The following is a 26,533-nucleotide window of genomic DNA, read 5'->3' as shown; positions in this document are numbered from 1 at the left end:
GTGTGAAACATTGTAAAAAAACGTAGAGCTATTTAATCCTCAAAGTAAATAAGCATTTTTTATATGAATAAGGCGTGAATTTAGTGATGTGTGAAAGATACAGCGAAAAGTTAAGGTCTTAATGAGTTGAAAATTTTTGCACACTTTGCCTTATGCTGTATAAATAACTTACTGTTATAGCAGTTTAAGTTATTTAACTACTCACCTTTAAAAAAGATTAATTATTAACCTGATTTAGGTTAAAAAGGATTATTTTGAAAGCAGCTGTTTATACATTGATTGCTTTAATAGCATTTGCCGCCAATTCATTATTTTGCCGAATGGCATTAGCTGAAGGGGATATAGATCCCTACAACTTTACCATCATTCGTTTGTTAAGCGGTGCAGCGTGTTTAGGTATCATCATGAGTGTCACCACTTATAACCAAAAACGTAAAGGGTTATTTAATGATGCAATTTTGAGTGATACTGGCAGTTGGCGAAGTAGCATTAGTTTACTGGTTTATGCTGTATGTTTTTCGGTGGCCTACGTTGAGCTAGATACCGGCACAGGGGCACTTATTTTATTTTCAGCGGTACAACTTACTATGATTGGTTGGGGTATCTACAACAAAGAGCAATTGAGCGGTGTGCAGTGGGCTGCTTTTTTTGTAGCTGTAGCAGGTTTTGTATATTTAATGTTGCCCTCAGCCGCAGTGCCTTCTCTGATAGGAGCAGGATTAATGGCTTTAAGTGGTGTAGCTTGGGGCATATATAGTATTCGTGGTAAGGTCTGTGTTTCACCACTTCGTACTACAGGATTTAACTTTGTAAGAAGTTTGGTAGCGCTCCCCATTTTATTGCTTGTTAGTATGAGTTATTTTAATTTGCTGACAATACAAGGTGTTATACTTGCTTGCGCCTCTGGCGCAATAGCATCTGGCATTGGTTATAGTATTTGGTACGTTGCAATGCCATTACTTAAAAGCACTCAAGCTGCGGTTGTACAATTGTGTGTGCCCATAATTGCAGCGGTTGCTGGCGTTATCTTTTTGCAAGAGCAATTAACACTTGAATTTATTAGTGCAAGTTTACTTATTTTAACTGCGGTACTGGTATTTATTTTAAATAAAAAGAAGGAGTAGCTCCTTCTTTTTATGGTGGACTTACGTTAGTCACAAAGCGCTTATAAAGTGCAGGTAAGTGCGCTAATAAGGCATTTTTACCAAGTAGATCACTGTTTTTAATACATGCATGTAAAGCACTTTCAGTTAGTTGGGTCACTAGTAATTGCGATTGCTTAATGTGACTAATATGCCAAAGTTCAGGCGCTACTCCGTTTAAGTCTTCGCGATAAGGCCGATAAAATCCAAATTCTTGGAGGTGTGAGCTTAGCCAATCACTTAACGGTGCAAAGGGGCCACTTTGTTCATATTCATGAGGTGATAATTGCAGTTGATAATCATGAGTAACGGCACTTTTATCATATACATCAAAGTCAGTACCTAAATGATGCCTACTTGCGCCAGGCAGTGCTGAATAACGCATAATGGCGATACATTTTTCAATATCGCTTAATTGCGTTAAATCAACAACGTCTTGTTGCGAATTATAAACAGGTTTTTGTCCTGAAAATTTGTTATTCCAGATTAGCGCCTGGCGTTCAAAATCTCTGAAACTTGATGCAATAGTTAAATCAAACCCGGCTTGTTTAGCTGCGTTTTGTAACGCGAAAAAATCTTCAATAATAGCGCTATGTAAACGATGGCTTTGGATGTTAGTTAGATGTGCATCACTTTGGCCTGTGATACACGCTATTGTGGGTAATTGTAAATCAGTCATTAGGTTAACAATTGCTCAAGGATTTGCTCGTAAATGTCGGTGAGTTTAATTAAGTCATCTGTACTTACGCATTCATCAACTTTGTGAATGGTGGCATTACGAGGCCCAAGCTCTATAACTTTAGCACCCGTTTGTGCAATAAAGCGCCCATCAGATGTACCTCCCGTCGTTTCTAGATTGGTTGGTAACCCTGTTACAGACTTAATTGCGTTAACCGTTGCATCGACTAGAGGGCCGTGTTCAGTGATGAATGGAAGGCCATTCACAATCCAGCTTAACTCGTAGTTTAATTTGTGTTTTTGTACTATGTCTATTACACGCTGTTGTAATTGTTGATGTGTGACTTCGGTGCTAAATCTAAAATTAAATTGCACGTCTAGCTCACCAGGGATCACATTACCTGCGCCGGTGCCTCCATTAATATTTGATATTTGAAAGCTGGTTGCCGGAAAAAACTCATTTCCATTGTCCCACTGGGTTTGGCTAAGTTCGGTTAATGCTTCAGTGGCCAAGTGAATCGGATTTTGAGCTAAATGAGGGTAGGCAACGTGTCCTTGAATACCTTTAACTTTTAAAAACCCGGTAAGCGAGCCGCGTCGGCCATTTTTAACTACATCACCTAATACATCCCGAGATGAGGGTTCGCCAACCAAACACATATCAATCTTTTCACCGCGAGCTTCAAGTGTATCAATAACTCGGGTGGTCCCATTTATAAATGGACCTTCTTCATCAGAGGTGATCAAAAAAGAAATTGATCCTTTGTGGTTGGGGTGCTTAGTTACAAAGCGCTCAGTAGCAATAAGCATGGCAGCCAGGGAGCCTTTCATGTCGGCAGCTCCCCGACCATGCAATAAACCATTTTCGACCAATCCAGAAAATGGTGGGTGCTGCCAGTTTTTTGCGGGTCCAGTAGGCACTACATCTGTGTGCCCAGCAAAACAAAAGTGCGGTGACTGGTCGCCTTTGCGAGCCCAAGTATTTAATGTATCAGTAAAAAATAGTGACTCTATATTAAAGCCTATCGCTTCAAGCCGTTCATTCATCATTTGTTGACAGCCAGCATCCTCTGGAGTGACAGATTCACGCTGTATCAAAGCTTGTGCAAGTGCAATTACTTCATTCATTATTTAAAAATCTCATCGTATTGCGCGGCTTTAAAGCCTAAATGAAAGTCAGTGCCATTCACTAATACTGGTCGCTTTATCATGGCGGGCTGTTCAACTAATAATTCAATGGCATTTTGCTTAGTTAAATTTTGCTTTTGTTCGTCACTGAGTGCTCTGTATGTAGTTCCACGTTTATTAACTAGTTGTTCCCAATCTAATTTATCAGCAAATTCCGCGACCATTTGTGTATTAACCCCTTCTTTACGGTAATCGTGAAAGGTAAACTCAATATTATTATCTGTAAGGTATTTTTTAGCTTTTTTAATTGTGTCGCAGTTACTAATTCCGTAAAGAGTGATCATAAGTTACTTCTTTTTAATGATAGTTAATAGAGTGTCTTCGCCTGCCTTTACTTGCAGGTGTGAATGATGAAATGTACCTAGGTTGTGACCATTAAGTAAAATTAAACTTCCCAGCAGGGGGGAGTCTAATTCTCTTAAGTCAAAATATGCTAGTCGTTGACCTTTAAATACTTGGCTGCCATTTAACTGGGCTATATGGGTATGTGTAATTGCTGCAGATTCCGGTAAAGTTAGGTTAATCAGTATCTTCAACCCGTTTTTAGCCTGTAAAATAAACTCAGTCCCCGCGTTTTTAACCTGTAGTAAAACCCCATCAAAAGGCGCTAATATTTTATGACTTGTTGTTTGCACCATGACGCCTGGGCCAAGGGTACCAAAACTGAACAAAGGCTCTGGGTGGTTACTCAATTCTATTACCTTTCCCGTAAAAGGACTGGTGATATTAATGGCGTCTCGGGGTATTTTATTTTGTGCAATTAGTTCTATTGGTTGTGCTTTCATAAATTAGTTTGTTACCACATTATAGCCATCTTTTTGGAGTGCTTTAATCGCTTCTTTCGCAGTTTGTTTTTTCACTAAAATATAATCAGTGTCGTAAGTTGAAAGAGAAAAAATAGATATTTGTGCCTTTGCTAACACACCAGAAATATTTGCCATAATCCCCGTTAAGGAAAACCCCAAAGGGCCAATTACCTCAAGTGCTTGCCAATTAGATTCGGTATCAAGACTTTGTAATTCAAAATTGCTGGGGCATACAATTGATAGTTCGTCATGGGTTTTTGAGATAAAAAACAACGGAAGTTTTAACAAAGCCGCAGGAATATCTGCATCTATATCTAAACTATGTATAGATAAAATGGTGCTGTGTAATTGTAATGTTTGTTTTGACATTAAAAACCTGCGAACAGCAAAGAGGATTTATTAATAGTATAGATTATTAAAGCTAAATTAAAGCGGTAACTAGGTTGCAAAATGTAGACTAAGAAAACTTACCCACAATTTCTGTGGATAACTATGGGGGTTGAGAGGTATAAATAGCCTAAATAACTAATTTATAATTAGAAATTAGCTAGGCTATAAAAAGCACATGTTTATTAAAGCGTTTAATTAAGGGCTTCTACTTGTGCTGCTTGAATAGCTGTTAATGCAATTGTGTACACAATATCATCAACTAATGCGCCTCTGCTCAAATCGTTCACTGGTTTACGCATGCCTTGAAGCATTGGACCAATACTAATTAGATCTGCACTTCTTTGTACGGCTTTATATGTAGTATTACCGGTATTTAAATCAGGAAAAATAAACACCGTTGCCTTACCCGCAACAGGGCTGTTAGGTGCTTTTTTAAGCGCAACGTTTTCCATAATTGCAGCATCGTATTGAAGGGGACCATCAATAATTAAATCGGGACGTTTTTGTTGTGCTATTTTAGTTGCTTCGCGCACTTTTTCTACGTCTGCACCTGTACCTGAAGTACCTGTGCTATAGCTAATCATGGCTACACGTGGCTCTATACCAAACGCGGCAGCTGAATCAGCTGACTGAATAGCAATGTCAGCGAGTTGTTCAGCATTTGGATCTGGGTTTATTGCACAGTCTCCGTAAACGAGAACCTGATCAGGTAACAACATAAAAAATACCGACGACACAAGAGACGAACCTGGCGCTGTTTTGATGAGCTGCAGTGGTGGTCGAATTGTATTAGCCGTAGTGTTAACTGCACCAGAAACGAGTCCGTCGACTTTACCTTGTTCAAGCATCATAGTACCTAGTACAACATTATCGAGTAATTGTTCTCGCGCTACAACAGCAGTGAGACCTTTGCTTTTTCGGATTTCGACCATAGGCTCGACATAATCATTGATGATGCTGCTTGGTTCTACAATACTTACATTTTCGTTAAGCTCTATACCTTGTTGCTCAGCAATACGCATTATTTCTTCGCGATCACCTAATAAAATGGTTTTTGCTATACCGCGTTGCCCACAGATAGCCGCGGCTTTAATGGTTCGAGGTTCGTTGCCTTCAGGTAAAACAACCGTTTTGCCTGCTTTACGCGCTTTATCTGTAAGTAAGTATCTAAATGCGGGAGGTGATAGTTTACGTGTTTTTCCCACATTTTTTGCAAGTGAGTTTAGCCAATCTGAGTCAATATATTCAGCATTGTGGCTTTTCACTTTTTCTATACGTTGGTCATCATCGCTTGGTACTTCCATATTAAAGTTATGAAGTAATAACGATGTACGCCATGTATCGGCCTCAGTTGCTAATATTGGTAGGCCTGTTTGCATCGCTTGTTCGCACAGCGCCATAATACGCTGTTCTGGCATAAACCCACCGGTAAGCAATATCGCACCAATTTTTGTGCCATTCATTGCCGATAAGCATGCAGCAACTAAAATATCGGAGCGATCGCCTGGGGTAACTAATAATGCACCAGGTGTGAAGTGGTTTAGAATATTAGACACTGTGCGTGCACAAAATGTAATACGACGTAGGCGTCGATGCAGCATGTCACCTTCGTTAATAATTGTGGCTTTTAAATACGCACTTAGATCTTTCACTCGGGGGGCAACTAAATCAAAATCCCATGGTATTGCACCAAGCAACATGAATGGGTTTTTTCTAAAAATTGGTAGGGATGCTAAGCGGTTTAGTTCGTTATCCACTTCATCAGGTTTGTAAGAGTCAACTAAGTCGGCGCGTGCTCTGCCTTCTTCATCTAGCGGAGCATTTACTTTATTAAAAATACAACCTAATACACGAGGGTGGTCAATTCCACCATAGTTACCAGCAGCAATTTCAAGGCGATCTTCAAGTTGAGTAATATTGTCGTTACCAGGTGTTAATACAAATACAATATCTGCACCTAAAGTTTGCGCTATTTCACGGTTTACACGCCCTGCATAAGGCTGTTTACGAGTAGGAACCATGCCTTCAATAATGGCTACTTCATCATCGTTAATTTTACTTTCGAAGCGTTCGACAATTTCTTCTAAGAGGTCGTCGCCTTTTGCATCGCCAATCATTTGCTCTGCGTAATCAAGTGCAAATGGAGTTGGTGGGTCAATAGGGGAGCCTTGTTTTATTATTTGTGTCGATTTTTCTGGACCGGTTTCGCCAGAACGTGGTTGAGCAATAGGTTTAAAAAAATTAACTTTAACTGCTTTTTGCTCTAATGCACGTACAAGCCCAACTGAAACTGATGTTAACCCAACTCCCGTAGAAATCGGTATCAACATAATACGGTGTGCCATATTAAAGCTCCTTAACAATGTTTGCAGAGTCTAGGGCGATGACCCATTCCTCATTTGTTGGCATAACAACACTTTTGATACGAGAGTGCTCTGTGCTGATCACACCTTGTTGGCCAAAGCGAGCATCTAAGTTTGCTTGTGCGTCACATTCTATGCCTAAAAAGCCAAGTTGAGTGATCACTTTTTTACGTATGATATCTGAGTTTTCTCCAATACCGCCGGTGAAAATAAGTGCATCAAGACGCTGCAAAGGCACCATGTACGACGCAATTTGCTTTGATAAACGATAGCAAAACATATCTAAGGCTAGAGTTGCTTGTTCATTTCCTGCTACAGAGGCTTCTTCAATGGTACGGCAATCGTTAGAAAGTTCGCTAATGCCTAATAAGCCACTTTTTTGATTAAGTAGGTCATCTATTTGCTGCGCACTATAATCAAGTTGCGTCGTTAAAAAGTTAAATAAGCCAGGGTCAATATCGCCACTGCGAGTGCCCATTACTAACCCCTCAAGGGGGGTTAGGCCCATACTTGTATCAACACTATTACCATTTTTAATCGCACATACTGAGCAACCATTACCCAAATGAGCACTTATAAAATTGCTTTTTTCAATAGGTTGGTTAAGTAATTTTGCTGTTTGGCCGGCAACATAAAAATGGCTTGTACCGTGAAAGCCATAGCGTCTAACACCAAACTCGGTATATAAATTGTAAGGTAGGGCATAAAGGTATGCGACCTTGTCCATTGTTTGGTGAAAAGCCGTGTCGAATACGGCAATTTGAGGCAAGCCTTTAAACGAGGCTTGCGCTGACGAAATACCCAGTAAGTTAGCATGCCCATGAAGCGGTGCAAGCGTAGCCGCTTGAGTGATGCTTTCAATTACTTTGTCGTTAATTAATACTGATTTAGTGAAATGTTCACCACCATGAACAACACGGTGACCCACAGCGATTAGCTGTTCATCTAGTTTATGATCTTTTATTAACGTTACTAACGTATCAATTGCCTCAGCATGAGCTTGATTCGGCGTTAAATCAATGAGGGTTTTAACTCCCTTGTATTTATACTTTACCGACGGAGTTGCTGCACCTAAACGTTCTGCTAAACCAGATATTATTTCATTACCGGTGTTTGCATCAATAATGGCAAATTTTAAACTTGAGCTACCACAATTTAGTACTAAAACATGTTGTGGTTTAGGAGCAGGTGTTGGCATAGATTAGATTTCCATAAATAAAGTTTAGTCAGTGAACGTTAAGCTATTTTGTTACACTAATATATTAGTAAAGCGGCTAAAGTGGGTTATCAAGTAAGGCTATCAATAAGCTACTTCAGGCTTTTATTTTAAACCATTTGCTGTACTTAGTTTAGTGTTTTGCACAATTTAACAGCAAAATTAAGCACTTTTACTGATTAAGTGAAACCATATGAATTTGTGTTACAATTTATTGAGCGCAAGCTCATTTATATATTGAATAAAGTTAATGTGAGGAGTCATGATGCAAAAAAGTGTGATGTCACAAGTTCAAATTGGCCGACAGTACGCAAAACAATGGCCAATGCGAAAAGAGCTCGCTCCGTTGTTTAGTGAGTTCAGAGTTATTAAAGCAACAGAACTGGCTATCACGGTTATGCCGATACTTGCTATGTTAACGTTGTTTTTTCAACTTAATTATTTGGGGCCTGATTTTTTACCTCAAGCTATTGCCAGTGCATTATTCTTCATCTTACTACCTCTGCAAGGTTTATTATGGCTAGGGAAACGTGCGCAAACACCACTAGACCCTGTTATGCAAAACTGGTACAAAGAGCTTCACACAAAAATGGTCGCTCATGGGTATCAAGCCAAACTAAGTGAAAAGAAGCCTCGCTATTTAGAATTAGCGCATTTACTTAAAGATATGTTCGAAAAAATGGATAAAGCGTTTACTAAAGAACAGTTTTAACAAACGCTAGCGTTAATCATGCTTTCTTAAATTGCGTAATATAAAATGACAAAGTCACTAGGTGGTCACCTTTTTCTTCTAGGGCCTGCCAATGTTCAGGTCTAAATTTCCACGCAAACGGTGTCATCATAATCAGGTTTTTAACATCATTAATACTCAGTGTAACTTGCTCAGTGATTAAATCTTGATTCGTTTCAGTAAAACCCTCAGGTACATCTACTTTCGTATGCTCGTTTACTGTTTGGTAAATATAAGCTTTTAACTCTTTTAGATGCCATGGGCCCGGGCTTGCGACCACAAGCGTGGCATTTGGTTTAGCGAGTCTATCAAGCTCTTTAGAAAATAAAGGCGCAAATACACTTATCAGTATATCAGCAAACTCTTTTTTAAACGGTGCCTGGCTGATTGAAGCCACACTAAAATGGCAATGAGCATATCGCTTTGCGGCATATTTAATAGCTGATTTTGAAATATCTACACCATAAATATTTGCTTGTGTGTTATCTGCAATAGCATGAGTGTAAAACCCTTCACCGCACCCTAAATCAATAATATTATTACCTTGTAAACGGCTGACAATATCGCTGAGTGCTTGTTGTAAAAACGCATAATAGCCTTGCTCTAAAAAAGTACGTCTTGCCTGTACCATTTCAAGTGAGTCACCGGGCTGTTTAGAGTTTTTGTTTTGAACAGGGAGTAAGTTAACGTAGCCTTCTTTCGCAAAGTCAAAACTATGATTGTTTTCACAACTCAGCGAATTTAAAGAGTGTGATAGCGATTTGCTACATAAAGGGCATTGATATTCAAGACTCATGAGTCAAGGTAGTCCTTGTCGTAAAAAGTTTTAACCCAATGGGGACGGTACGTGATTAAGATAGTGATAGCCATTCCATTTAACATGGCTTCTGGAAACCAAATTATAGCACTTAAATAAACGTAATTGTCTGCAAGTTCTGGCCAATTGTACTGGCCTAAAAAGAAATAAAAGAGGGCACCCAAACTTATTTTGATACATGCTATAAACCCTGCAGTTATAAAAGCACAAACAAATATATATACAAAAAAATGCCGCGGTAAATAGTGATAGCATAAAATAAAACTTAAATAACTCAGCAATATGGGAATAAAAGCGCCAATAAGTAACTGTACAGGTAAAAGGTTAAAACTAACCTGCCCAAATGAAAACAACAAAGCACTTGCTAGTAGGCTACTCAAAATGGCTAGCCGCCAGCCCACTATTAATGTAGCTGCGGTAATACCCAGTATATGTAAGTCTAGGCCGGTTAAAATACCGGCTTTAATGCGCCAAAGTAATGCAAACACAAGGGCACAGGCTAATACGCCGGTTTGCCTCGCAGACGTTTTATAAAGCGATTTATAGGTGTTTTTGTCAAAACTAAAAATCGCAATAGCAACTACAAGGACCCACAACAGCCCTTGTATTTCAGTGTTTAACATTATAGCTACTTAAACGTTGACCAAATAGGCGCATGATCTGATGGCTTTTCGATCGCGCGAAGCTCATAATCTATTCCAGACTCAGTGCAACGCTCAGCAAGTGAATGGGTTGCAAGCACCACATCAATTCGCAGGCCGCGATTATCTAAAAAGCCTTTAGAGCGGTAATCAAACCATGAATATTGATCGTTCACCTCGGGGTAGAGTTCTCTGAATGTATCTTTGAACCCCCAATCTAGAAGTGTTGCTAGCCATTGACGTTCTTCTGGTTGGAAAGAGCACTTACCTGTTTTTAACCAGCGTTTAGCGTTTACCTCGCCAATACCTATGTCCAGGTCTGTAGGGGATATATTTATGTCACCCATAACAACCACATCTTGTTCGGGAGAAAGGTGTGTATTTAAGTGGGTCATCAAATCTTTATAAAATTGACGTTTATACGGGAATTTAGTTTCGTGGCTAATGTTATCGCCTTGCGGGAAATAACCATTCATAACTGTAATGTCGCGGCCGCTATCTTGTTCAATAGTGACACTGATCATACGCTTTTGCGACTCTTCTGTGTCGGTAGCAAACCCTTTTAAGACCGATTTTGGCTCTTTTTTGCATAACATTGCTACGCCGTAATGTGCTTTTTGACCATGAAAGTAGACGTGGTAACCCATTTTTTGAACATCGTCTAATGGAAACGCTTCATCATGAACTTTAATTTCTTGTAAGCCAATTACGTCTGGTTGATGCTTATCAATAACAGCTTGTAATTGGTGAAGACGAGCACGCAGACCATTGATATTGAAAGAAATCACTTTCATTCGATTTACCTTTAAATTAGTGCTTATTTTAATGGTAAATTGTATCAGTAATTTAGCTTATATAACATGTCTGAAATGACAAAATAGCTGCGCAAATGTTGATCAAATGCTGGTGAAAGTTTAAACATTGTTAATGTTGTATTAATTTATAAAATAAATAAAAAATTCAATTGATCTGCACAATATTGGCTATATAATGCGCGCAAATTCATTGGCAAACTCGTTCACATAGGATCTCTCATGAAAGCACAATTATTTTTAGCGGCAACATTATTAGTATCTTCTTCTGTTTCAGCTCAAAGTAACACTTACTTTAGTCAAGACAACTCAATTGAGTCTAAATTGTGTGTATTAAGCGCAAACGAAGGTTTTTCTGCGGCACGTAAATTAGCAGCTAAGCACAACGTTTACTTATCGCGCTTTTCACAAAGCATTATGTGTAACGGTCAAGATATTCGCGATATTGCAAAAAAAGATTCAACAAACAACATAATTGAAAACAAAGTAGAAGTGTTTGCTAAAGACGCTCAACAAGAAACTCAACTATGTATGACTGCATTAAAGCAAGGTTTAGCGCCAGTACGCCAAAAAATCGGTAACTTAAACTCGCTAAAATGTAATGGTCAAAAAGTTACTGATTTTGTTAAGCGTTACCAAAATGCTGCAATTTAATTAGTACAACAAGAATTAACGAGAGCCCAGCTTTTATAGTTGGGCTTTTTTTTTGCAAAATTTACAAGGTTGATTGAAAAGGTTTCAAGGCTAACGTATTGAAATAGAATGAAAAACATACGGTCAACTTGCAAGTTATTGAAATTTATATTTATTTCATTTTGGCATTAGACTTGTATTAGTTATTGTGACATTTACTAACAACGAAGGACACGTCTTATGAAAAAGTTAGCATTAGCAACAACTATCCTAGCAACATTAAGTTTAGCGGCTTGTGCGTCTAATCAAGGTCTTGATAAAATAGATAGCGACTTTGCAAGTCTAGACAACGATAGTGACGGTTTCATCTCAAAAGTTGAAGCTGACGATGATAATATTTGGGGGCATTTTTCTAATATCGACACTAATATGGATGAAGAAATTAGTCGTAAAGAATTCAATGCCTACATGCAATTAAATACTGGTAAAGTTGCTACTGACAGTGATGTGAGCGAATCAGCTTTTAAAGCAAATATTGCTAAATTTGATAAAATTGAAAGTAGCTTTGCAAGTTTAGATAACGACAGTAATGGTTACATATCAGTTGTTGAAGGTAACGACGACGATATTTCTAACCACTTTGGTTACATGGACAAAAACAAAGATAAACGAATTAGTAAAAACGAGTTTACGGGTTACATAAAGAAATATGGTAAAGCCGTAGCTGAAGACGATGCATTAAAAGTAATTAAACACAGCTAACTGTGATTTAGTTTTAAAACAGCAAGCCAGTTATAGTAACTGGCTTTTTTTATGGGTAAAGCTCAGTAAGCGCTTATCTTTCCAGGTTGAAATTACAGCAATCTGTTTGGTGTTTAGGCAAAATAGAGTCTACTTAGTGTGGTTATTCCCTATAAATTGGCAACAACACAGGAGCCGTTATCGAGCCCACAAAGTTAAAAACTTTGCGCCGAATTAATCAACCCCTAATTTAAACCCATCTTCATTCGTAAAGATAATAGACCTAATAAAATTACTAGATATATTTTCCTAGTTAGTGCTTATTCTGTCATAATAGATGGCTGTGTATTTTTATTTATTAAGAGTGTATATGGCTGGGCGGCGAATTAGTGATGAGCAGTTAGTTGAAATCATTGAAGCTGCAATTTTTGTTGCAGACAAACCCATAAGTAAACGCCATATTAAAGACACTGTTTTAATGGATATTGCAATTTCTATGTCACGAATAAACCATGCCATAGAAACGATACAAACACATTTTCAAACCCGTGGTATCCGCCTTGTTGAAGTGGGCAGTGGTTATCGATTTCAAGCGTGTAGCAGTTTAAGTCCTTGGTTGAGTAACCTTTGGCAAGAACGAGCGCCTAAATACTCACGTGCTTTATTGGAAACACTATCACTTATTGCCTATCGTCAACCCATTACACGTGGCGAAATTGAGCAAGTAAGAGGGGTAACAACGGGTTCGAATATAATTAAAACCTTACTCGAAAGAGAGTGGGTTAAAGTAGTAGGGCATAAAGAGGTACCGGGTAAACCCGCTTTATACGCCACAACTAAACAATTTTTAGATTATTTTTCATTAACGGGTTTAGAAAACTTACCTGCGTTACCTGCGCAACAAGAAAGTAAAATAGACCAGTTATTAAGTGATCCTTCTGTGAGAGAACCATCCGAATGAATGTACAAGGTGAAAAGTTACAAAAAGTCCTAGCCAGAGCTGGTGTAGGCTCGCGCCGTGAAATGGAAAAATACATTGACGCAAACCGCGTTAGTGTCAATGGCAAAGTCGCTAAACTCGGTGACCGCGTTGAAGAAACCGATTTAATTCGAGTAGACGGTCATACCGTAAAAATTGAAGAGAAAGCAGACAGAATTTGTCGTGTGATAATGTACAACAAACCAGAGGGAGAATTGAGTACACGCAAAGACCCTGAAGGTCGTCGTACTGTATTTGACAGACTACCTCGTATTGATGGCGATCGTTGGATAGCTGTAGGCCGACTAGATGTAAATACATCTGGTTTAATGTTGTTTACTAATGATGGTGAATTAGCAAATCGTTTAATGCACCCAAGTTATGAAGTTGAGCGTGAGTATTCTTCGCGTGTGTTTGGTGAAGTAACAAACGAAACACTTAAAAGCTTGATGCGCGGCGTAGAACTTGAAGATGGTCCTGCAAAGTTCACAAATATTAAACCGCTTGGTGGTGAAGGAATTAACCGTTGGTTTAATGTGACGTTAAATGAAGGGCGTAACCGCGAAGTTCGTCGTTTGTGGCAATCTCAAGATGTTGAAGTGTCGCGTCTTATCCGTATTCGTTATGGTAAGTTAGAGCTCGACAAGCGCGTTCCACAAGGTGGTTGGGTTGAATACGACTTAGATACCGTTAACTATTTACGTAAAACGGTTAAGTTAGGTCGTGAAACGCAAACTAAACTTTCAGTTATGCCAGAGAAACGTAAAGACAAACGCGCTAAAATTAATCAAATTAGAAAAGCGGTTAAAAAGCACAATCAACGTGTTAAGTCGACTAAACGTAAGTAACATTTTAACGTTCATAAAAAAGCCGCATTGTTGCGGCTTTTTTTATTTAGGCTATTAAAAATTAATACCTGTTACTTTTTTATTTGTGCATCTAATGACTCGCCATTGACTGTAGTTGAATCATCACTCATTAAATATAAGTAAGTAGGCATTATGCTTTCAGGCGTTGCCAACTTATCTCTATCTTCACCCGGGTATGCCGATGCGCGCATAGATGTACGTGTGGCGCCTGGATTAATACAGTTTACGCGAATGTTTGTTTTACCTACTTCACAAGCCCACGTTTGCATCATACCTTCAACTGCAAACTTAGAGATGGCATAGGGCCCCCAAAACTCACGGCCTTTTCGACCAACACCTGATGAGGTAAAAACAATAGACGCGTTGTCTGATTTACGCATTACGGGGAATAATGCTTTGGTGATCATTGCTTGAGCTGTCACATTAACTTTCATGATGTTCTCAAACGTAGATGAACAAAAATGCTCTAGTGGCCCAAGAGAGCCAAGTATTCCTGCACTATTTAGAAGCCCGTCTAAACGGCCAAACTGATTTTCAATAGTTGCAGCAAGATCACGATAATTTTGTTTTGTCGCGCCCTTTAAGTCCATTGGTACAATTGCAGGTTTAGGATATCCGGCATTCACAATTTCATCGTATACGCATTCAAGTTTATTTGTTGTTTTACCTAATAAAATGACTGTAGCACCATATTTGGCATAAGTAATAGCCGCTACTCGGCCAATACCATCGCCCGCGCCGGTGATTAAAATAACTTTATCGTTTAATGCATTTTCAGCTGCTTGATAAGTGTGCATAAAAGTACCAATTGATAGATTTTTTTTGATTTTAACATAGCAAATCGACAAGTAATCGAATTTATTGAAAAATTAGGTGGCGAAAAAAGAAACTTTACGTTAAGTTTAACTGGTCTAATGTCTCATTAATAATCTGATTACATTGTTTTAACTTGATACACTGATTAAACACACTATAAAAATAAAATATGTTCGGAGTCACCAATATGAAGAAAATGCTACTTTCACTCTCTGTCACTGCTGCTTTAGCAGGTTGTGGCGGCGGAGAAACGTTAGAAGATGTTAAGAATGAAACCGCTACAGTAGTACCCATGGCCACGGTTAGCTTTGACCCCGCCAACGGTGTAATTTCTGTTCCCAACGATTTATTAATGAGCGGCACCCAAGATGGTACTTTAAACATCCCGGGTGAGCTAGATGACGATAATGTATCTATCCCAAGAGCAGCTTATGCTGACCCTCAGCTTGCGCTAGGTGCACTTGACGGCTGGTCGTCTCAGGTTCCTTATAAAGTTGATTTGACATTTCCACCCACTGTATCACTTGACGAAGCGTCAGCTGGAACACCAGGCAGCGTAAGAATTTTTGAAGTAATAATGGGTGCAAGCTTAACAGATGCAGAATGTTCTGTTGCTCCAGCAGGCGCTGCTTGTAAGCTAGTAGGTGAATTAACATTTGGTGTTGATTTTGTTACTCAAGCTTCTGGAAATGCCGTTGCGATTATTCCTCTTAAGCCTTTTAAGGCAGGTAGTTCGTACATTAACGTTCTAACTACGGGTCTTAAAGATTCAATGGGTCGCTCTATTGCACCGTCGTCTACTTATGGTTTAGTGAAACAAGAAGCGCCATTAATTACCGACTCTCAACTGGCATTACAAGGTGCTGTAAATAGTTACGAGAATGTAGTTGTAAGCTCTGGTGATATTTCAAAAGAAGATATTATTTTCTCCGGCGCAATGACAATTCAGTCAGCGGGTCCGGTACTTGGCACAATAAAAAATCTATTGGCTGCAAGTTTACAGAACGACGCTTTGCCTACACCTGCACTTCAAGTTCCTGAACAACCAATGGTTAATGTGCAACAAGTGTTTGCATCTCAGGGTGTAACGGTATCGGCTGCGTTTTCAGGCGTTCAATATCAAAAAGGTAGCATTATGTTACCTATGTACCTTGGTACGCCAACAGGCACAGATATTAGCGATTTAAACGACACATATTGGCAAGGTATGTGTGATAACGCTGTAGCTCTTCAGGGTTACAAAGCAGTTGCAGGTGATGCATTTCCAACTGATCCTATCAGTGAAAACGATGGGTTATGTTCGGCACTGAGTGGCGGACAGTTACGTGATTTAGGTATCGATAGTACACGTCATTTAACAAAATATAACTCAATTCCTAAAGTACAAAGCATGGCTAACGTGCCAGTACAAATGACTAAGCCAATTTTACCAATTATTAACGGTGTGCGCGCGCAGCTACAGTTACCTGCAATTGAAATGCCTGAAGGTGGTTGGCCTGTTGTTATGATGCAACATGGTATTACAACCAACAAAGAAAGTATGCTTGCATTAACTGCTCAGCTTTCTATTCAAGGTTTTGCAACGGTTGCAATTGATCATCCTCGCCATGGTGAACGAGGTGTAGATGTTGACGGTGATGGTAACGACGACTTTAATGCAACAACCGGTTCAGTACTTAGTTACATGAATTTAAGTTCTTTATTAGTTGCACGTGATAGTTTGCGCCAATCTGCTGCAGATTTATTAGGTTTACGTTTAGGTTTAAACTTTTTGCAAGATGCAACTATTAACAGCCAAGATGTTACTTACATTGGACATTCACTAGGCTCTATTGTTGCTCCTGCGTTTATTGCACAGGCTAACAATCCATTAGCGCCGACTGTTGACCCATTATTTAATGTAAACACAGTGGCTCTTGCAAGTGGCGGTGGTGGTATTGCTAGCTTCTTATTAGAATCAGCAGCATTTGGCCCGTTTATTCAAGGCTCTGTACTTTCTCAAGCTGGTACAACTGAAGCTGATGAGTTTAATGCCTTCTTGCAAGGTGATGCAGTTTCTAACTGTGGCGCTACACTACCCGATATGGAAGCATACTTAACGTGTGGTTATAACGAATACATTGCGTCTATTACAACGGCAGGCGAAACAGCTAAGCTTACAAATATTCAAGGCGTGTTTACGCAGTTTGCGTTTGCTTCTCAAACAGCATTAGACAGTGGTGACCCAACTAATTACGCAGCAGCGGTACAAGCGTTGGGTACACCTGTTTATACTAATGTAGTAGTGGGTGACGGCGGTGAAAACAAGCCGGATCAAGTTATTCCACCAATGGCTGCTAACAATCCTATTTCTGGCACAATTCCACTTGCTAATTTTATGGGATTAGAAACAGTAAGCACAACGCAGGCAATGACAGAAACACCATCTAGCTACTTAGTTAAATTTTCTAAGGGTCATCATGGTTCTATTTTGACACCTGCACAAGATGCTGCTCAGTCATCTACTGCAGAGGGTAGTGCTGCTGCAAATGCTGAAATGCAAATGCAAGTTGCTGTTTATTTAGCTACTCGCGGTCGTACGTTATTAGTAACAAACAGTGATGTTGTTACTGACTAAACATACGCTCTAAAATATATCTAATACAAAGCCACTTTAAAGTGGCTTTTTTTTGCTTAAAAGCATGATAAATTAGCGTAAATTTAAAATCGGAGAAATCAGTTGGAATTTTTATACGAATACGGTTTGTTTTTTGCCAAAACAGTTACCTTTGTTATCGCGGTAGGACTTATTTTAATGATGCTTGTTGGCGCTGCTGTAAAGCCAAAAGCAAAAAAGGGTGAAATACAAATTGATGATGTATCGGCTCAGCTGAGTGAGCTTAAAGAAGATTTTTTACAAAATACATTAAGTAAAAAAGAACTTAAAGTGCACGATAAAGAGCGTAAAGCGCTCGACAAAAAGTCAGAAAAAGAAGGTGTAAAACCTCGCCTTTATATTATTGATTTTATTGGGAGTATGGATGCTCATGAAGTTGAGAGTTTAAGAGAAGAAATTACAGCAATCATTTCAATTGCAGAACCTAAGAAAGATAAAGTCCTAATTCGCTTGGAAAGTGGCGGCGGGGTAGTACATGGTTATGGGCTTGCTGCATCGCAATTGCAGCGCATTAAATCGGCAGGAATACCGCTGAGTGTGTCTATCGATAAAGTAGCAGCAAGTGGTGGTTACATGATGGCTTGTGTTGCTGATGAAATACTAGCAGCGCCTTTTGCTATAGTTGGGTCTATTGGCGTAATAGCGCAAATTCCAAATTTTAATAAAATTTTGAAAAAAAATGATGTTGAGTTTGAACAAATTACTGCAGGTGAGTTTAAACGAACTTTAACTCTTTTTGGTGAGAACACAGACAAAGCACGTGAAAAGTTTCGTGATGAAATAGAACAAACGCATGACTTATTTAAAACCTTTGTTAGTTCACAGCGTCCGAGTTTAGATATAGACCAAGTTGCAACGGGTGAGCATTGGTTTGCAACACAAGCAATAGACAAAGGCCTAGTTGACGTTATTAAAACAAGTGACGATGCATTACTTGAACAGCAATACGAACGTCAAATTTATAAGGTTAAGTACAAAGTAAAAAAAGGACTAAGCGATAAATTTGCGCTTGGGTTAAGTAGTGGCGTAAATAAGATAGGGTTAAACTTAATATCCAAGTTTAAATCGCTAAATCCGTAGATGTTCGTACAAAAATGTTAAGCATAAAAAACCCTGATAATTATCAGGGTTTTTTTACACCATAAAATGCATGGTAATTAGTCAATTGACTTATGGTAATCTTCTAAATCTTTTGCGGCATTAGGGTCGTTAAATATAGTTTCATCTAACTCACCTTCGCTTTTAGCAACTGCACAGGTAACCATACAATCGCCTGTAACATTGACAGCGGTGCGAGTCATATCTAACAGTCTATCTACACCAATAATTATGGCAATGCCCTCTACCGGCAAGCCCACTTGATTAAGCACCATCGCAAGCATTATTAAACCAACCCCAGGTACACCTGCCGTACCGACGGACGCAAGTGTGGCTGTTAAAATTACCATTAAGTAATCAGACACCGTTAAATCAACGGCAAAAACTTGTGCAATAAATACCGTAGCCACACCCTGCATGATTGCAGTGCCGTCCATATTAATGGTTGCACCTAGCGGAATAGTAAATGAAGCTACAGAATTACTGGCACCTAACTTTTTAGTTGCTGTTTCAAGTGTTATTGGCATGGTTGCGCTAGAGCTTGATGTACTAAAGGCAAATAAACACGTGTGTTTCATTTTTGCTAAGAAAGTAGCAGGGTTTAAGCCGGTAAGGAGTTTTAATAACAAGGTGTAGTTTACAAAGGCATGAAACAATAGCGCTAATACAACAACACCAAAGTATTTAGCTAAACTTACAATCAAATTAAGTTCAATGGTAGTAAATAGTTTGGCCATTAAAAAGAACACACCGTAAGGGGCAATGTTCATTAGTAACGTTACTAACTTTAAGATAACGGTGTTCAAATCTTCAAAAACAGCTGCAACACGTTTACCTGCTGAGCCACTTAAAGCCATAGCAATACCAAATAGCAATGCAAACACAATTACTTGCAACATGTTACCTTTTGCCATCGCTTCAAAAGGATTAGTAGGAAACATATCAATAATAACGCGCGCAAGGGTTGGGGCTTCTTTTGCATCGTAACTTGCCTGAGATGGCAAGCCAATGCCTTCACCTGGGTTAAATAATAAGGCAAGAGTCATAGCCACGGTTATGGCTATCGCTGTTGTAATCAAATACAGCCCAATTGATTTACCACCTAAACGGCCTAATTTTTTTGGGTCGCTTAAGCTGCAGGTTCCACATACCAACGACACAAAAACAAGAGGAACAACGAGCATTTTAAGGCTAGCAATAAATATTTGACCGCCGACATGAAAAATACCGTCAACAAAAAATGCTTTAATTGGCAAAGAGAATAACCCAAGAGGGATTAGATAATCGTCTTGACCAGCTAAGATTGCTTGAAATATAAAACCAACTGTAACACCGAGCACCATACCAATCATGATGCGAGTAGTTAAACTTAACGTACCGATTTTTGACATACACCGAATCTACTTTTTATAAATTTGCCATAGACTACCAGTAAGAAATTATTTACTACAGAAAAAATTAGTATTTACACGAAATATTTTTGTACAAAAAAGTAATAAAAAAACTGTGATTTTAGACTAAGTTATAGGTTAATATGAGGTAAACAACATATTGTTAATAATAACAACGCTAGGGAGAGGTTCATGCCTTTAATGCGACTACTTGGCATTTCATTGCTCAGTTTATTACTCACAGCCTGTGGTGGCGGTGGATCAATTGAAAAAAGCGGTACAGTTGGTGGCACTGATACAGACACAGATACAACAACCTATACATTAACGCTTCAAGGGTTCTCTCAAGCAGACGCAACGCAATCAAATACTGTCACAAATACTGCGTCGTTAGATTTACGTGCAACCCTAAAAGACAATGATGGCGCTGTTGTTGCTGGCAAACGTATCACGTTCACGTTGGCCGATGATATTGGGGGCTTAAACCCTGATTCAGCGCTGACGCAAAATGATGGTATAGCAACAATCGAATTAAGTGCAGGCTCAGAGGCGGGGGCTGGTGAAGTTACTGCCACATATAATGGCGATGATGAAACTTATACAGCCACATTTGCATTTCAGTCAACGGGTGGTCAAGGTGACGACACTGGCGTGAGTGGTTCAACAACATTAGAAGTCAAAATTGTTGACCAAAATGGTGAAAAATTCACCAGTGCAAACCCAGTCACGGCAGATAACACCGGTGTTGTTGTTGCAACGCTAAAATCAGATGGTGTAGCAGTTGCAGATAAGCTTATTTCCTTTGGCACTAATTTTACAGGTGTTATAACGCCTGAGCTTGGCACTGCAATCACAGATGATTCGGGTGAAGCACGCGTAACATTAGGTAGTGGTGTAGCAACAGGTGCAGGCCAAGTTGTAGCTAGTTATGCTCCTGCAAGTGGTACAAACGTAAGTAATACAGCTGTTTTTTACTCATCGGGTGATGGGGCTGCGCAAGATGAAGCGCAATTTTCAGTTTCCATAAAACTACTTACAGGTTGTAATGCGGATTGGGATGATAACCGCAGCAATGTTAAATTAGATCCGTTATCTGTAGCGTCTGGTTGTACTGTAACCAACAGCATTTCATCTTCTGAATTGGGTGAATTATTTGTTGAGGTCACTAACGAGCAAAGTGGCGAAGGCAGTAAAAACGCGCTTGTAAATATTGAAACTAATTTGGGTACAATCCTGCCATCTTCGGGTACTGCTTTAACTGATAACTTTGGTATTGCACTGTTAAAACTTCAGCCAGGTAATACCGGTGGGGCAGGAACCGTTACGGCAACAGCTCTAGATGAAAGTGCATCTTTAAATTTTGCAGTAGGTATTGCAAACTTAACGCTTAGCGTTGATAACGGATTGAATACCAATGATGACGGGAGTGTAATACCACTTAAAGCAGGTGGTAGTACTGTAATTGAAGTAACGCTTACAGACGAAAACGGAAACTTATATTTAACGGCTACTGACGTTGAATTTAGCTCTACCTGTGCAGTTGCCGGTGAGTCTGTTATTGATGACAGCGTAAAATCGTCAAATGGTATTGCTACAGCAACTTACAGAGCAACAGGTTGTAACATTGACGATGATGTAACAATTACTGTTGAAACAGGCGGACAAAACTTTACTGAATCAACGGTTATTCCAGTAGAAAGCTCTGCAGTACAATCTATTCAATTTGTAGATGTAAGCGAGACATTTATAGCATTACCACCGGGTGAAGGTGGTTTACCAACGCAATCAATCGTTACGTTTAAATTAGTTGACGCTGATAATATAGCGTCTTCTCAGCAACGAATAGATTTTAAATTAACTGATTCAGTGGGCGCTGCAAATTTAACGCTTACCAGTGGCAATACCGATAATGAAGGGCTAGTTCAAACGACTGTAACCTCAGGCATTGTACCGGGGCCTTTAGTTGTTAAAGCGTGTTATGTATCTAAAGACGATGTTAAAGCACTGCCCGAAGGTGATGATTTAACGTGTTGGGTTGATGACTTTGAATTGTGTCAAACTGATCCTGGCAATGAAATTTGCCCTGAAGGTACATTAAATTTAATCCCACTTTCTGAACAAATTAGCTCTGTTTCTGCACAGCTTACGCTTGCTTCAGGTGTGACTGATCAAAACAGCTTTGATTTAAGCCCAACTACATTTAATACTAATTCACTTTACTACAACGGTATTATCACTGATTTAACTGTATTTTTTGGTGATCAGTTTAATAATTACAACGGCGATGGTGTAGAGGCAACGGTTCTTTCAGAGGCTGGGGTAGTTGGTTCGTCAAGTAACGAAGAGACATGTAAAACAAATGACGCTACTTGTGTCGTCACGTGGCGCTCACAAGGCGACCGCCCATTTGAAGATTACAAATGGGGTAACAGAATCGGTGAAATTGATGGCAATGCGTCGACAACTGAAGGTATTAACCCTAAAACAGGCCAAATTAACTGTGACCCATACTTTGGTGCAGCTGCACCGTGTATTAATGGTATTACACGCGCTAAAAATGACGAAAACGGCGTAGTAATGGGCGGGCGCGTAAGTGTGCTTGCAGTTACCAAAGGCCAAGAGAACTTTGTAGATGAACAATCATCTGATGGCGTAAAACGCACGAATGGCTTATTCGATATAGGTGAATACTACGCAAGTTATGATTTACCTGAAGCCTTTATTGACCACAATGAAAACAATAGCTTTGATAAAGCGGATTGTAGCGATGCTCGCGGCGATGATTACGATCCAGTAACAGATGCTTGTTCAGAGTTAAACTCGCGTGGTGGTCATAACGAAACGTGGCGTGATTTAGACAATGACGGAATTTACGATGCCGCTGACGGCCTTTACAATGGTTTATTATGTAGTGAAGCTGCAAATGCAGCCGGTGAATGTTCGCGCGAGTTGGTTGAGGTTCGTAAAAACATTGAATTAGTTATGTCAGGTGATGAACCCTACGTACGTTTCTCTGTTGTTAAAACGGATGCATTACCTGCGCCATTTGAAGTGTTTGTGCCCGCTGATTGTTCAAGTTCAGTCTCTGGTAACAGAACATTTGTAGAATTAGAAGAGTCGGATGTATCTGAGCGTTGTGATGTTGGTGCTATCGACTTATCAGTTAATAATGTCGAAATCGCTAATCCTGATTTCGATCCTAATGATCCTGACGAAACAGACCCTGAAACACTCACTGTAGACATAGGTTTAACTTCAATGGCTGTGCGTATTCACTATACAGATGAATTTGGTAATCCATTACCTGCAAACACAGTGGTATCTTTAACGACGAGTAATGGCGATCTTTCTATCATTCGTCATAGTGAAACAATACCGAATACCAATACAGATAAGCCTATGTACTCGGACGTATTAATTTCGCGAGAGACAGACGGTAACGACCAAACAAGCGGTGTTTTAACCATCACGTTTGAATTTGAAAACCAATTAGGGGCTAGTAAAACCGTTTCGACAGGCATCACTATTTTTGATGATGTTTAAGTTATTGAAAAAAAATGCCAACCTTTAGGTTGGCATTTTTCTTTGTGTTCTATATATTCCACAGCAATTATTCTAAAAACACCAGTTTGTCTAAATTAGCAACAAAAATTGTTCGTTTATTCAGTAAATACTGAAAAGTTTGTATTAAAAGCTTGTAACAACTAGTGTTTGTAGATATACCTATAAATATTCGCACCGCTAATGCGGTAAACACATTTTCAATATTTGGTTAGAAATAGGCAACTATGGGCAAATCGCTAGTAATTGTAGAGTCACCTGCTAAGGCTAAAACAATTAATAAATACTTAGGTAATGACTTTATCGTAAAGTCCAGTATTGGGCATGTACGAGACTTACCTACCTCAGGTTCGAGCAAAGCAAAAGTGCCGGCAACTAAAACGCCAGCAGAAGTGCGTAAAATGCCACCGGATGAGAAAGCAGCGTATAAACAGCAACGAGATTACACTAACTTAGTTGCACGTATGGGGATTGATCCTGAAAAAGGCTGGCAGCCTCATTACGAAATCTTACCGGGTAAAGAAAAGGTTGTTCAAGAATTACAAAAGCTGGCAGAAAAAGCAGACCAAATATACCTCGCAACGGATTTGGATAGAGAAGGGGAAGCAATTGCTTGGCACCTTCAAGAAATCATCGGTGGTGAGCCAGAAAAATACAAACGCGTTGTTTTTAACGAAATTACTAAAAATGCCATCCAACAAGCGTTTGAAACACCAGGTGAGCTAAATACTGACATGGTATTTGCTCAGCAAACACGTCGTTTTTTAGACCGTGTTGTGGGCTTTATGGTATCGCCGCTTTTATGGGCAAAAGTAGCGCGTGGATTATCGGCAGGGCGAGTGCAGTCAGTTGCAGTGCGATTACTCGTAGAACGAGAGCGTGAAATAAAAGCGTTTATCCCAGAAGAGTTTTGGGATATTCATGCAGATGTTACAAATACTGAGTCAGCATTACGTTTAGAAGTCACTAAACAGGCAGACAAGCCGTTTAAGCCTGTAAACGAAGCACAAATCAAAGAGGCAGTAAAAAGCCTTGAGAATGCCGAATACAAAGTTGTTAACGTTGAAGAAAAACCAAGCAAAAGTCGCCCAAGTGCACCTTTAATTACATCAACAATGCAACAAGCCGCCAGTACACGTTTAGGTTATGGTGTTAAAAAGACCATGATGCTAGCTCAAAGATTGTATGAAGGTGGTTATATTACTTATATGCGTACCGATTCAACTAACTTATCTAAAGATGCGGTTGAGATGTGTCGTGAATACGTGACAGAACAATTTGGTGCAAAGTATTTACCAAAAGAGCCAATTAACTACAGCTCAAAAGGAAACGCCCAAGAAGCGCATGAAGCTATTCGTCCTTCAAGCGTTACCGTGTTGTCTGGACACCTAGAAGGTGTAGATGCCGATGCTAAAAAACTTTACGAGTTAATATGGCGTCAATTTGTAGCGTGTCAAATGGTGCCTGCAGAGTACGATTTAACAACCTTGACTGTTGCGGCTAATGATTTTCAACTTAAAGCTAAAGGGCGTGTACTTCGTTTTGATGGTTGGACTAAAGTACAACCTGCTGTTCGTAAAAAGAACGAAGAAGATCAATCACTTCCTGCTGTTACTATGGGCGAAACATTGACACTTGTCGAACTTGATCCTAAGCAACACTTTACTAAACCGCCAGCGCGCTTTAGCGAAGCAAGTTTAGTTAAAGAGCTAGAAAAACGAGGAATAGGTCGTCCTTCTACATATGCCTCAATTATTTCTACAATCCAAGACCGTGGCTATGTACGCGTAGAAAACCGTCGTTTCTTTGCTGAAAAAATGGGTGAGATTGTCACTGACCGTCTGGTTGAAAATTTTACCGACTTAATGAACTTCGACTTCACGGCAAAAATGGAAGGCCGTTTAGATGACATAGCTGAAGGCGAGCGCGTATGGACGCAAGTCCTTGATAAGTTTTACGCTGACTTTTCAACACAACTAAACATTGCAAAAGACGAACCAGAGCAAGGTGGCATGCGTCTTAATGAAATGGTTGAAACTGATATAGAATGCCCTACATGTAGTCGTAAAATGGGTATTCGAACTGCTTCAACGGGAGTGTTTTTAGGATGTACGGGTTATAACTTACCGCCTAAAGAGCGTTGTACTACTACTATGAATTTAGTATCTGGCGATGAAGCGGTAGCCGCTGACGTTGAAGACGAAGAAACAGAAAAATTAATGCAAATGAAGCGCTGTCCTATTTGTGAAACAGCGATGGATTCGTATTTAATTGATGAGACCCGCAAGTTACATGTATGTGGTAACAACCCAGCGTGTAAAGGGCATATTGTTGAGCAAGGCACGTTTAAAATTAAAGGCTATGACGGCCCAATTATTGAGTGTGATAAATGTGGTTCAGACATGGAACTTAAATCTGGACGTTTTGGTAAATACTTTGGCTGTAATAACGAAGAGTGTAAAAATACACGTAAGTTACTAAAAAATGGTGAAGCTGCTCCGCCTAAAGAAGATCCAGTTCATATTCCTGAATTAGAATGTGAAAAATCGGAAGCTTATTTTGTATTACGTGATGGTGCTGCGGGTATATTTTTAGCTGCAAATACATTCCCTAAATCGCGTGAAACTCGAGCGCCTAAGGTTGAAGAGTTAAAACGTTTTAGAGACCGTATATCCCCTAAATTTTACTATTTAGCTGACGCGCCAGCACAAGACCCTGATGGTAATCTTGCTGTTGTACGCTACAGCCGTAAAAACAAAGCGCAGTATGTTATGACTGAAATTGACGGTAAAGCAACTGGTTGGACTGCTCATTATGAAGCAGGTAAATGGGTAGAGGAAGCCAAGAAAAAAGCGGCACCTAAAAAGAAAGCAGCTGCTAAAAAAGCCCCAGCTAAGGCAAAACCTAAAGCAAAAGCAAAAAAAGATGAAGAGTAACTAAAGCTAGGTAGTAACACTTTATCGATAAAAAAACCGGAATGCACAGCCTGTGTCTATTCCGGTTTTT

22 protein-coding genes are annotated in these 26,533 nt (G+C 39.4%); 10 read left to right on the top strand and 12 right to left on the bottom strand.

Going from position 1 to position 26,533, the window contains the following annotated elements:
* Positions 1 to 254 precede the first annotated feature (254 nt).
* Positions 255 to 1,124 carry a DMT family transporter gene (locus KZZ04_RS03150; RefSeq protein WP_219421766.1) on the top strand — a complete coding sequence of 290 codons (870 nt, stop codon included), beginning with the start codon at positions 255 to 257 and terminating at the stop codon, positions 1,122 to 1,124.
* Between the two features lie 10 nt (positions 1,125 to 1,134).
* Here the strand turns inward: KZZ04_RS03150 and KZZ04_RS03145 are convergent, their stop codons facing one another.
* The 7 genes from KZZ04_RS03145 to KZZ04_RS03115 form a co-directional block, all read right to left on the bottom strand.
* Positions 1,135 to 1,821, bottom strand: a complete 687-nt coding sequence (locus tag KZZ04_RS03145; protein WP_138530052.1) for a M15 family metallopeptidase — start codon at positions 1,819 to 1,821, stop codon at positions 1,135 to 1,137.
* Positions 1,821 to 2,951 carry a succinyl-diaminopimelate desuccinylase gene (gene dapE, locus KZZ04_RS03140; RefSeq protein WP_138530054.1) on the bottom strand — a complete coding sequence of 377 codons (1,131 nt, stop codon included), beginning with the start codon at positions 2,949 to 2,951 and terminating at the stop codon, positions 1,821 to 1,823. The genes KZZ04_RS03145 and dapE overlap by 1 nt, the downstream gene beginning before the upstream one ends.
* Positions 2,948 to 3,292, bottom strand: coding sequence for an ArsC family reductase (locus KZZ04_RS03135; protein WP_058404428.1), 345 nt, complete (start codon positions 3,290 to 3,292; stop codon positions 2,948 to 2,950). The genes dapE and KZZ04_RS03135 overlap by 4 nt, the downstream gene beginning before the upstream one ends.
* 3 nt (positions 3,293 to 3,295) lie before the next feature.
* Entirely contained in the window at positions 3,296 to 3,793 is a 498-nt protein-coding gene (locus tag KZZ04_RS03130) for a PTS glucose transporter subunit IIA (protein WP_138530058.1), read from the bottom strand.
* Positions 3,794 to 3,796: 3 nt separating this feature from the next.
* On the bottom strand, positions 3,797 to 4,183 hold the full coding sequence (locus tag KZZ04_RS03125) for an ACT domain-containing protein (RefSeq protein WP_058404430.1): 387 nt from the start codon (positions 4,181 to 4,183) through the stop codon (positions 3,797 to 3,799).
* A gap of 212 nt (positions 4,184 to 4,395) precedes the next feature.
* Positions 4,396 to 6,549, bottom strand: a complete 2,154-nt coding sequence (gene pta / locus KZZ04_RS03120; RefSeq protein ID WP_219421765.1) for a phosphate acetyltransferase — start codon at positions 6,547 to 6,549, stop codon at positions 4,396 to 4,398.
* A 1-nt stretch (position 6,550) separates the two neighbouring features.
* Entirely contained in the window at positions 6,551 to 7,765 is a 1,215-nt protein-coding gene (locus tag KZZ04_RS03115; protein ID WP_219421764.1) for an acetate kinase, read from the bottom strand.
* A gap of 283 nt (positions 7,766 to 8,048) precedes the next feature.
* Here KZZ04_RS03115 and yfbV point away from each other — a divergent pair, with 283 nt between their 5' ends.
* Entirely contained in the window at positions 8,049 to 8,495 is a 447-nt protein-coding gene (gene yfbV / locus KZZ04_RS03110; protein WP_219421763.1) for a terminus macrodomain insulation protein YfbV, read from the top strand.
* A gap of 16 nt (positions 8,496 to 8,511) precedes the next feature.
* On the opposite strand, the gene KZZ04_RS03105 is transcribed toward yfbV, so the two are convergent.
* The 3 genes from KZZ04_RS03105 to xthA are packed head-to-tail and all read right to left on the bottom strand — an operon-like array spanning position 8,512 to position 10,765.
* A complete protein-coding gene (locus KZZ04_RS03105; protein WP_219421762.1) occupies positions 8,512 to 9,309 on the bottom strand; it encodes an L-histidine N(alpha)-methyltransferase in 798 nt (265 codons plus the stop codon).
* Positions 9,306 to 9,953: an energy-coupling factor ABC transporter permease gene (locus tag KZZ04_RS03100; protein ID WP_219421761.1), complete on the bottom strand. Its 648-nt coding sequence runs from the start codon at positions 9,951 to 9,953 to the stop codon at positions 9,306 to 9,308. Before KZZ04_RS03100 ends, KZZ04_RS03105 begins: the two co-directional genes overlap by 4 nt.
* 5 nt (positions 9,954 to 9,958) lie before the next feature.
* Complete coding sequence (gene xthA, locus KZZ04_RS03095; protein WP_058404436.1) at positions 9,959 to 10,765, bottom strand: exodeoxyribonuclease III; 807 nt, start codon at positions 10,763 to 10,765, stop codon at positions 9,959 to 9,961.
* Positions 10,766 to 11,005: 240 nt separating this feature from the next.
* On the opposite strand from xthA, the gene KZZ04_RS03090 reads away from it, so the two are divergent.
* The 4 genes from KZZ04_RS03090 (at position 11,006) to rluB (ending at position 13,984) form a co-directional block, all read left to right on the top strand.
* Positions 11,006 to 11,437, top strand: a complete 432-nt coding sequence (locus KZZ04_RS03090) for a hypothetical protein (protein WP_058404437.1) — start codon at positions 11,006 to 11,008, stop codon at positions 11,435 to 11,437.
* Positions 11,438 to 11,656: 219 nt separating this feature from the next.
* Positions 11,657 to 12,178 carry an EF-hand domain-containing protein gene (locus KZZ04_RS03085; RefSeq protein ID WP_219421760.1) on the top strand — a complete coding sequence of 174 codons (522 nt, stop codon included), beginning with the start codon at positions 11,657 to 11,659 and terminating at the stop codon, positions 12,176 to 12,178.
* Between the two features lie 349 nt (positions 12,179 to 12,527).
* Positions 12,528 to 13,118, top strand: coding sequence for an SMC-Scp complex subunit ScpB (gene scpB, locus KZZ04_RS03080; protein WP_058404439.1), 591 nt, complete (start codon positions 12,528 to 12,530; stop codon positions 13,116 to 13,118).
* Positions 13,115 to 13,984, top strand: coding sequence for a 23S rRNA pseudouridine(2605) synthase RluB (gene rluB / locus KZZ04_RS03075; protein ID WP_219421759.1), 870 nt, complete (start codon positions 13,115 to 13,117; stop codon positions 13,982 to 13,984). Before scpB ends, rluB begins: the two co-directional genes overlap by 4 nt.
* Positions 13,985 to 14,055: 71 nt before the next feature.
* Here rluB and KZZ04_RS03070 read toward each other — a convergent pair whose 3' ends face one another.
* Entirely contained in the window at positions 14,056 to 14,802 is a 747-nt protein-coding gene (locus KZZ04_RS03070; RefSeq protein ID WP_219421758.1) for a YciK family oxidoreductase, read from the bottom strand.
* Between the two features lie 206 nt (positions 14,803 to 15,008).
* Between KZZ04_RS03070 and KZZ04_RS03065 the strand changes: the two genes are divergently transcribed.
* Together KZZ04_RS03065 and sohB are read left to right on the top strand one after the other, a co-directional pair.
* The gene (locus KZZ04_RS03065; RefSeq protein ID WP_219421757.1) at positions 15,009 to 17,438 is read left to right on the top strand and encodes a VolA/Pla-1 family phospholipase; all 2,430 of its coding nucleotides are present in this window, start codon (positions 15,009 to 15,011) and stop codon (positions 17,436 to 17,438) included.
* A gap of 102 nt (positions 17,439 to 17,540) precedes the next feature.
* Positions 17,541 to 18,557 carry a protease SohB gene (sohB, locus tag KZZ04_RS03060; protein WP_138530072.1) on the top strand — a complete coding sequence of 339 codons (1,017 nt, stop codon included), beginning with the start codon at positions 17,541 to 17,543 and terminating at the stop codon, positions 18,555 to 18,557.
* Positions 18,558 to 18,634: 77 nt separating this feature from the next.
* Here sohB and KZZ04_RS03055 read toward each other — a convergent pair whose 3' ends face one another.
* Entirely contained in the window at positions 18,635 to 19,966 is a 1,332-nt protein-coding gene (locus tag KZZ04_RS03055) for a dicarboxylate/amino acid:cation symporter (protein ID WP_010557477.1), read from the bottom strand.
* A gap of 192 nt (positions 19,967 to 20,158) precedes the next feature.
* Here KZZ04_RS03055 and KZZ04_RS03050 point away from each other — a divergent pair, with 192 nt between their 5' ends.
* Positions 20,159 to 23,509, top strand: coding sequence for an invasin domain 3-containing protein (locus KZZ04_RS03050; RefSeq protein WP_138530074.1), 3,351 nt, complete (start codon positions 20,159 to 20,161; stop codon positions 23,507 to 23,509).
* Positions 23,510 to 23,754: 245 nt separating this feature from the next.
* Positions 23,755 to 26,463, top strand: coding sequence for a type I DNA topoisomerase (gene topA, locus KZZ04_RS03045; protein ID WP_219421756.1), 2,709 nt, complete (start codon positions 23,755 to 23,757; stop codon positions 26,461 to 26,463).
* Positions 26,464 to 26,533 lie beyond the last annotated feature (70 nt).

The sequence above is a fragment of the Pseudoalteromonas sp. CR1 genome (genome assembly GCF_019392235.1).
Classification (GTDB): Bacteria; Pseudomonadota; Gammaproteobacteria; order Enterobacterales; family Alteromonadaceae; genus Pseudoalteromonas.
This window is presented reverse-complemented; position numbering and strand designations above follow the sequence as displayed.

What these genes read in the sequence shown, in the direction of transcription:
- KZZ04_RS03145 (WP_138530052.1), bottom strand. Translation starts at nt 1,821, where the DNA reads ATGACTGATTTACAATTACCCACAATAGCGTGTATCACAGGCCAAAGT.
- KZZ04_RS03135 (WP_058404428.1), bottom strand. Translation starts at nt 3,292, where the DNA reads ATGATCACTCTTTACGGAATTAGTAACTGCGACACAATTAAAAAAGCT.
- KZZ04_RS03130 (WP_138530058.1), bottom strand. Translation starts at nt 3,793, where the DNA reads ATGAAAGCACAACCAATAGAACTAATTGCACAAAATAAAATACCCCGA.
- KZZ04_RS03125 (WP_058404430.1), bottom strand. Translation starts at nt 4,183, where the DNA reads ATGTCAAAACAAACATTACAATTACACAGCACCATTTTATCTATACAT.
- pta (WP_219421765.1), bottom strand. Translation starts at nt 6,549, where the DNA reads ATGGCACACCGTATTATGTTGATACCGATTTCTACGGGAGTTGGGTTA.
- KZZ04_RS03115 (WP_219421764.1), bottom strand. Translation starts at nt 7,765, where the DNA reads ATGCCAACACCTGCTCCTAAACCACAACATGTTTTAGTACTAAATTGT.
- yfbV (WP_219421763.1), top strand. Translation starts at nt 8,049, where the DNA reads ATGCAAAAAAGTGTGATGTCACAAGTTCAAATTGGCCGACAGTACGCA.
- KZZ04_RS03105 (WP_219421762.1), bottom strand. Translation starts at nt 9,309, where the DNA reads ATGAGTCTTGAATATCAATGCCCTTTATGTAGCAAATCGCTATCACAC.
- KZZ04_RS03100 (WP_219421761.1), bottom strand. Translation starts at nt 9,953, where the DNA reads ATGTTAAACACTGAAATACAAGGGCTGTTGTGGGTCCTTGTAGTTGCT.
- xthA (WP_058404436.1), bottom strand. Translation starts at nt 10,765, where the DNA reads ATGAAAGTGATTTCTTTCAATATCAATGGTCTGCGTGCTCGTCTTCAC.
- KZZ04_RS03090 (WP_058404437.1), top strand. Translation starts at nt 11,006, where the DNA reads ATGAAAGCACAATTATTTTTAGCGGCAACATTATTAGTATCTTCTTCT.
- KZZ04_RS03085 (WP_219421760.1), top strand. Translation starts at nt 11,657, where the DNA reads ATGAAAAAGTTAGCATTAGCAACAACTATCCTAGCAACATTAAGTTTA.
- scpB (WP_058404439.1), top strand. Translation starts at nt 12,528, where the DNA reads ATGGCTGGGCGGCGAATTAGTGATGAGCAGTTAGTTGAAATCATTGAA.
- rluB (WP_219421759.1), top strand. Translation starts at nt 13,115, where the DNA reads ATGAATGTACAAGGTGAAAAGTTACAAAAAGTCCTAGCCAGAGCTGGT.
- KZZ04_RS03070 (WP_219421758.1), bottom strand. Translation starts at nt 14,802, where the DNA reads ATGCACACTTATCAAGCAGCTGAAAATGCATTAAACGATAAAGTTATT.
- KZZ04_RS03065 (WP_219421757.1), top strand. Translation starts at nt 15,009, where the DNA reads ATGAAGAAAATGCTACTTTCACTCTCTGTCACTGCTGCTTTAGCAGGT.
- KZZ04_RS03055 (WP_010557477.1), bottom strand. Translation starts at nt 19,966, where the DNA reads ATGTCAAAAATCGGTACGTTAAGTTTAACTACTCGCATCATGATTGGT.
- KZZ04_RS03050 (WP_138530074.1), top strand. Translation starts at nt 20,159, where the DNA reads ATGCCTTTAATGCGACTACTTGGCATTTCATTGCTCAGTTTATTACTC.
- topA (WP_219421756.1), top strand. Translation starts at nt 23,755, where the DNA reads ATGGGCAAATCGCTAGTAATTGTAGAGTCACCTGCTAAGGCTAAAACA.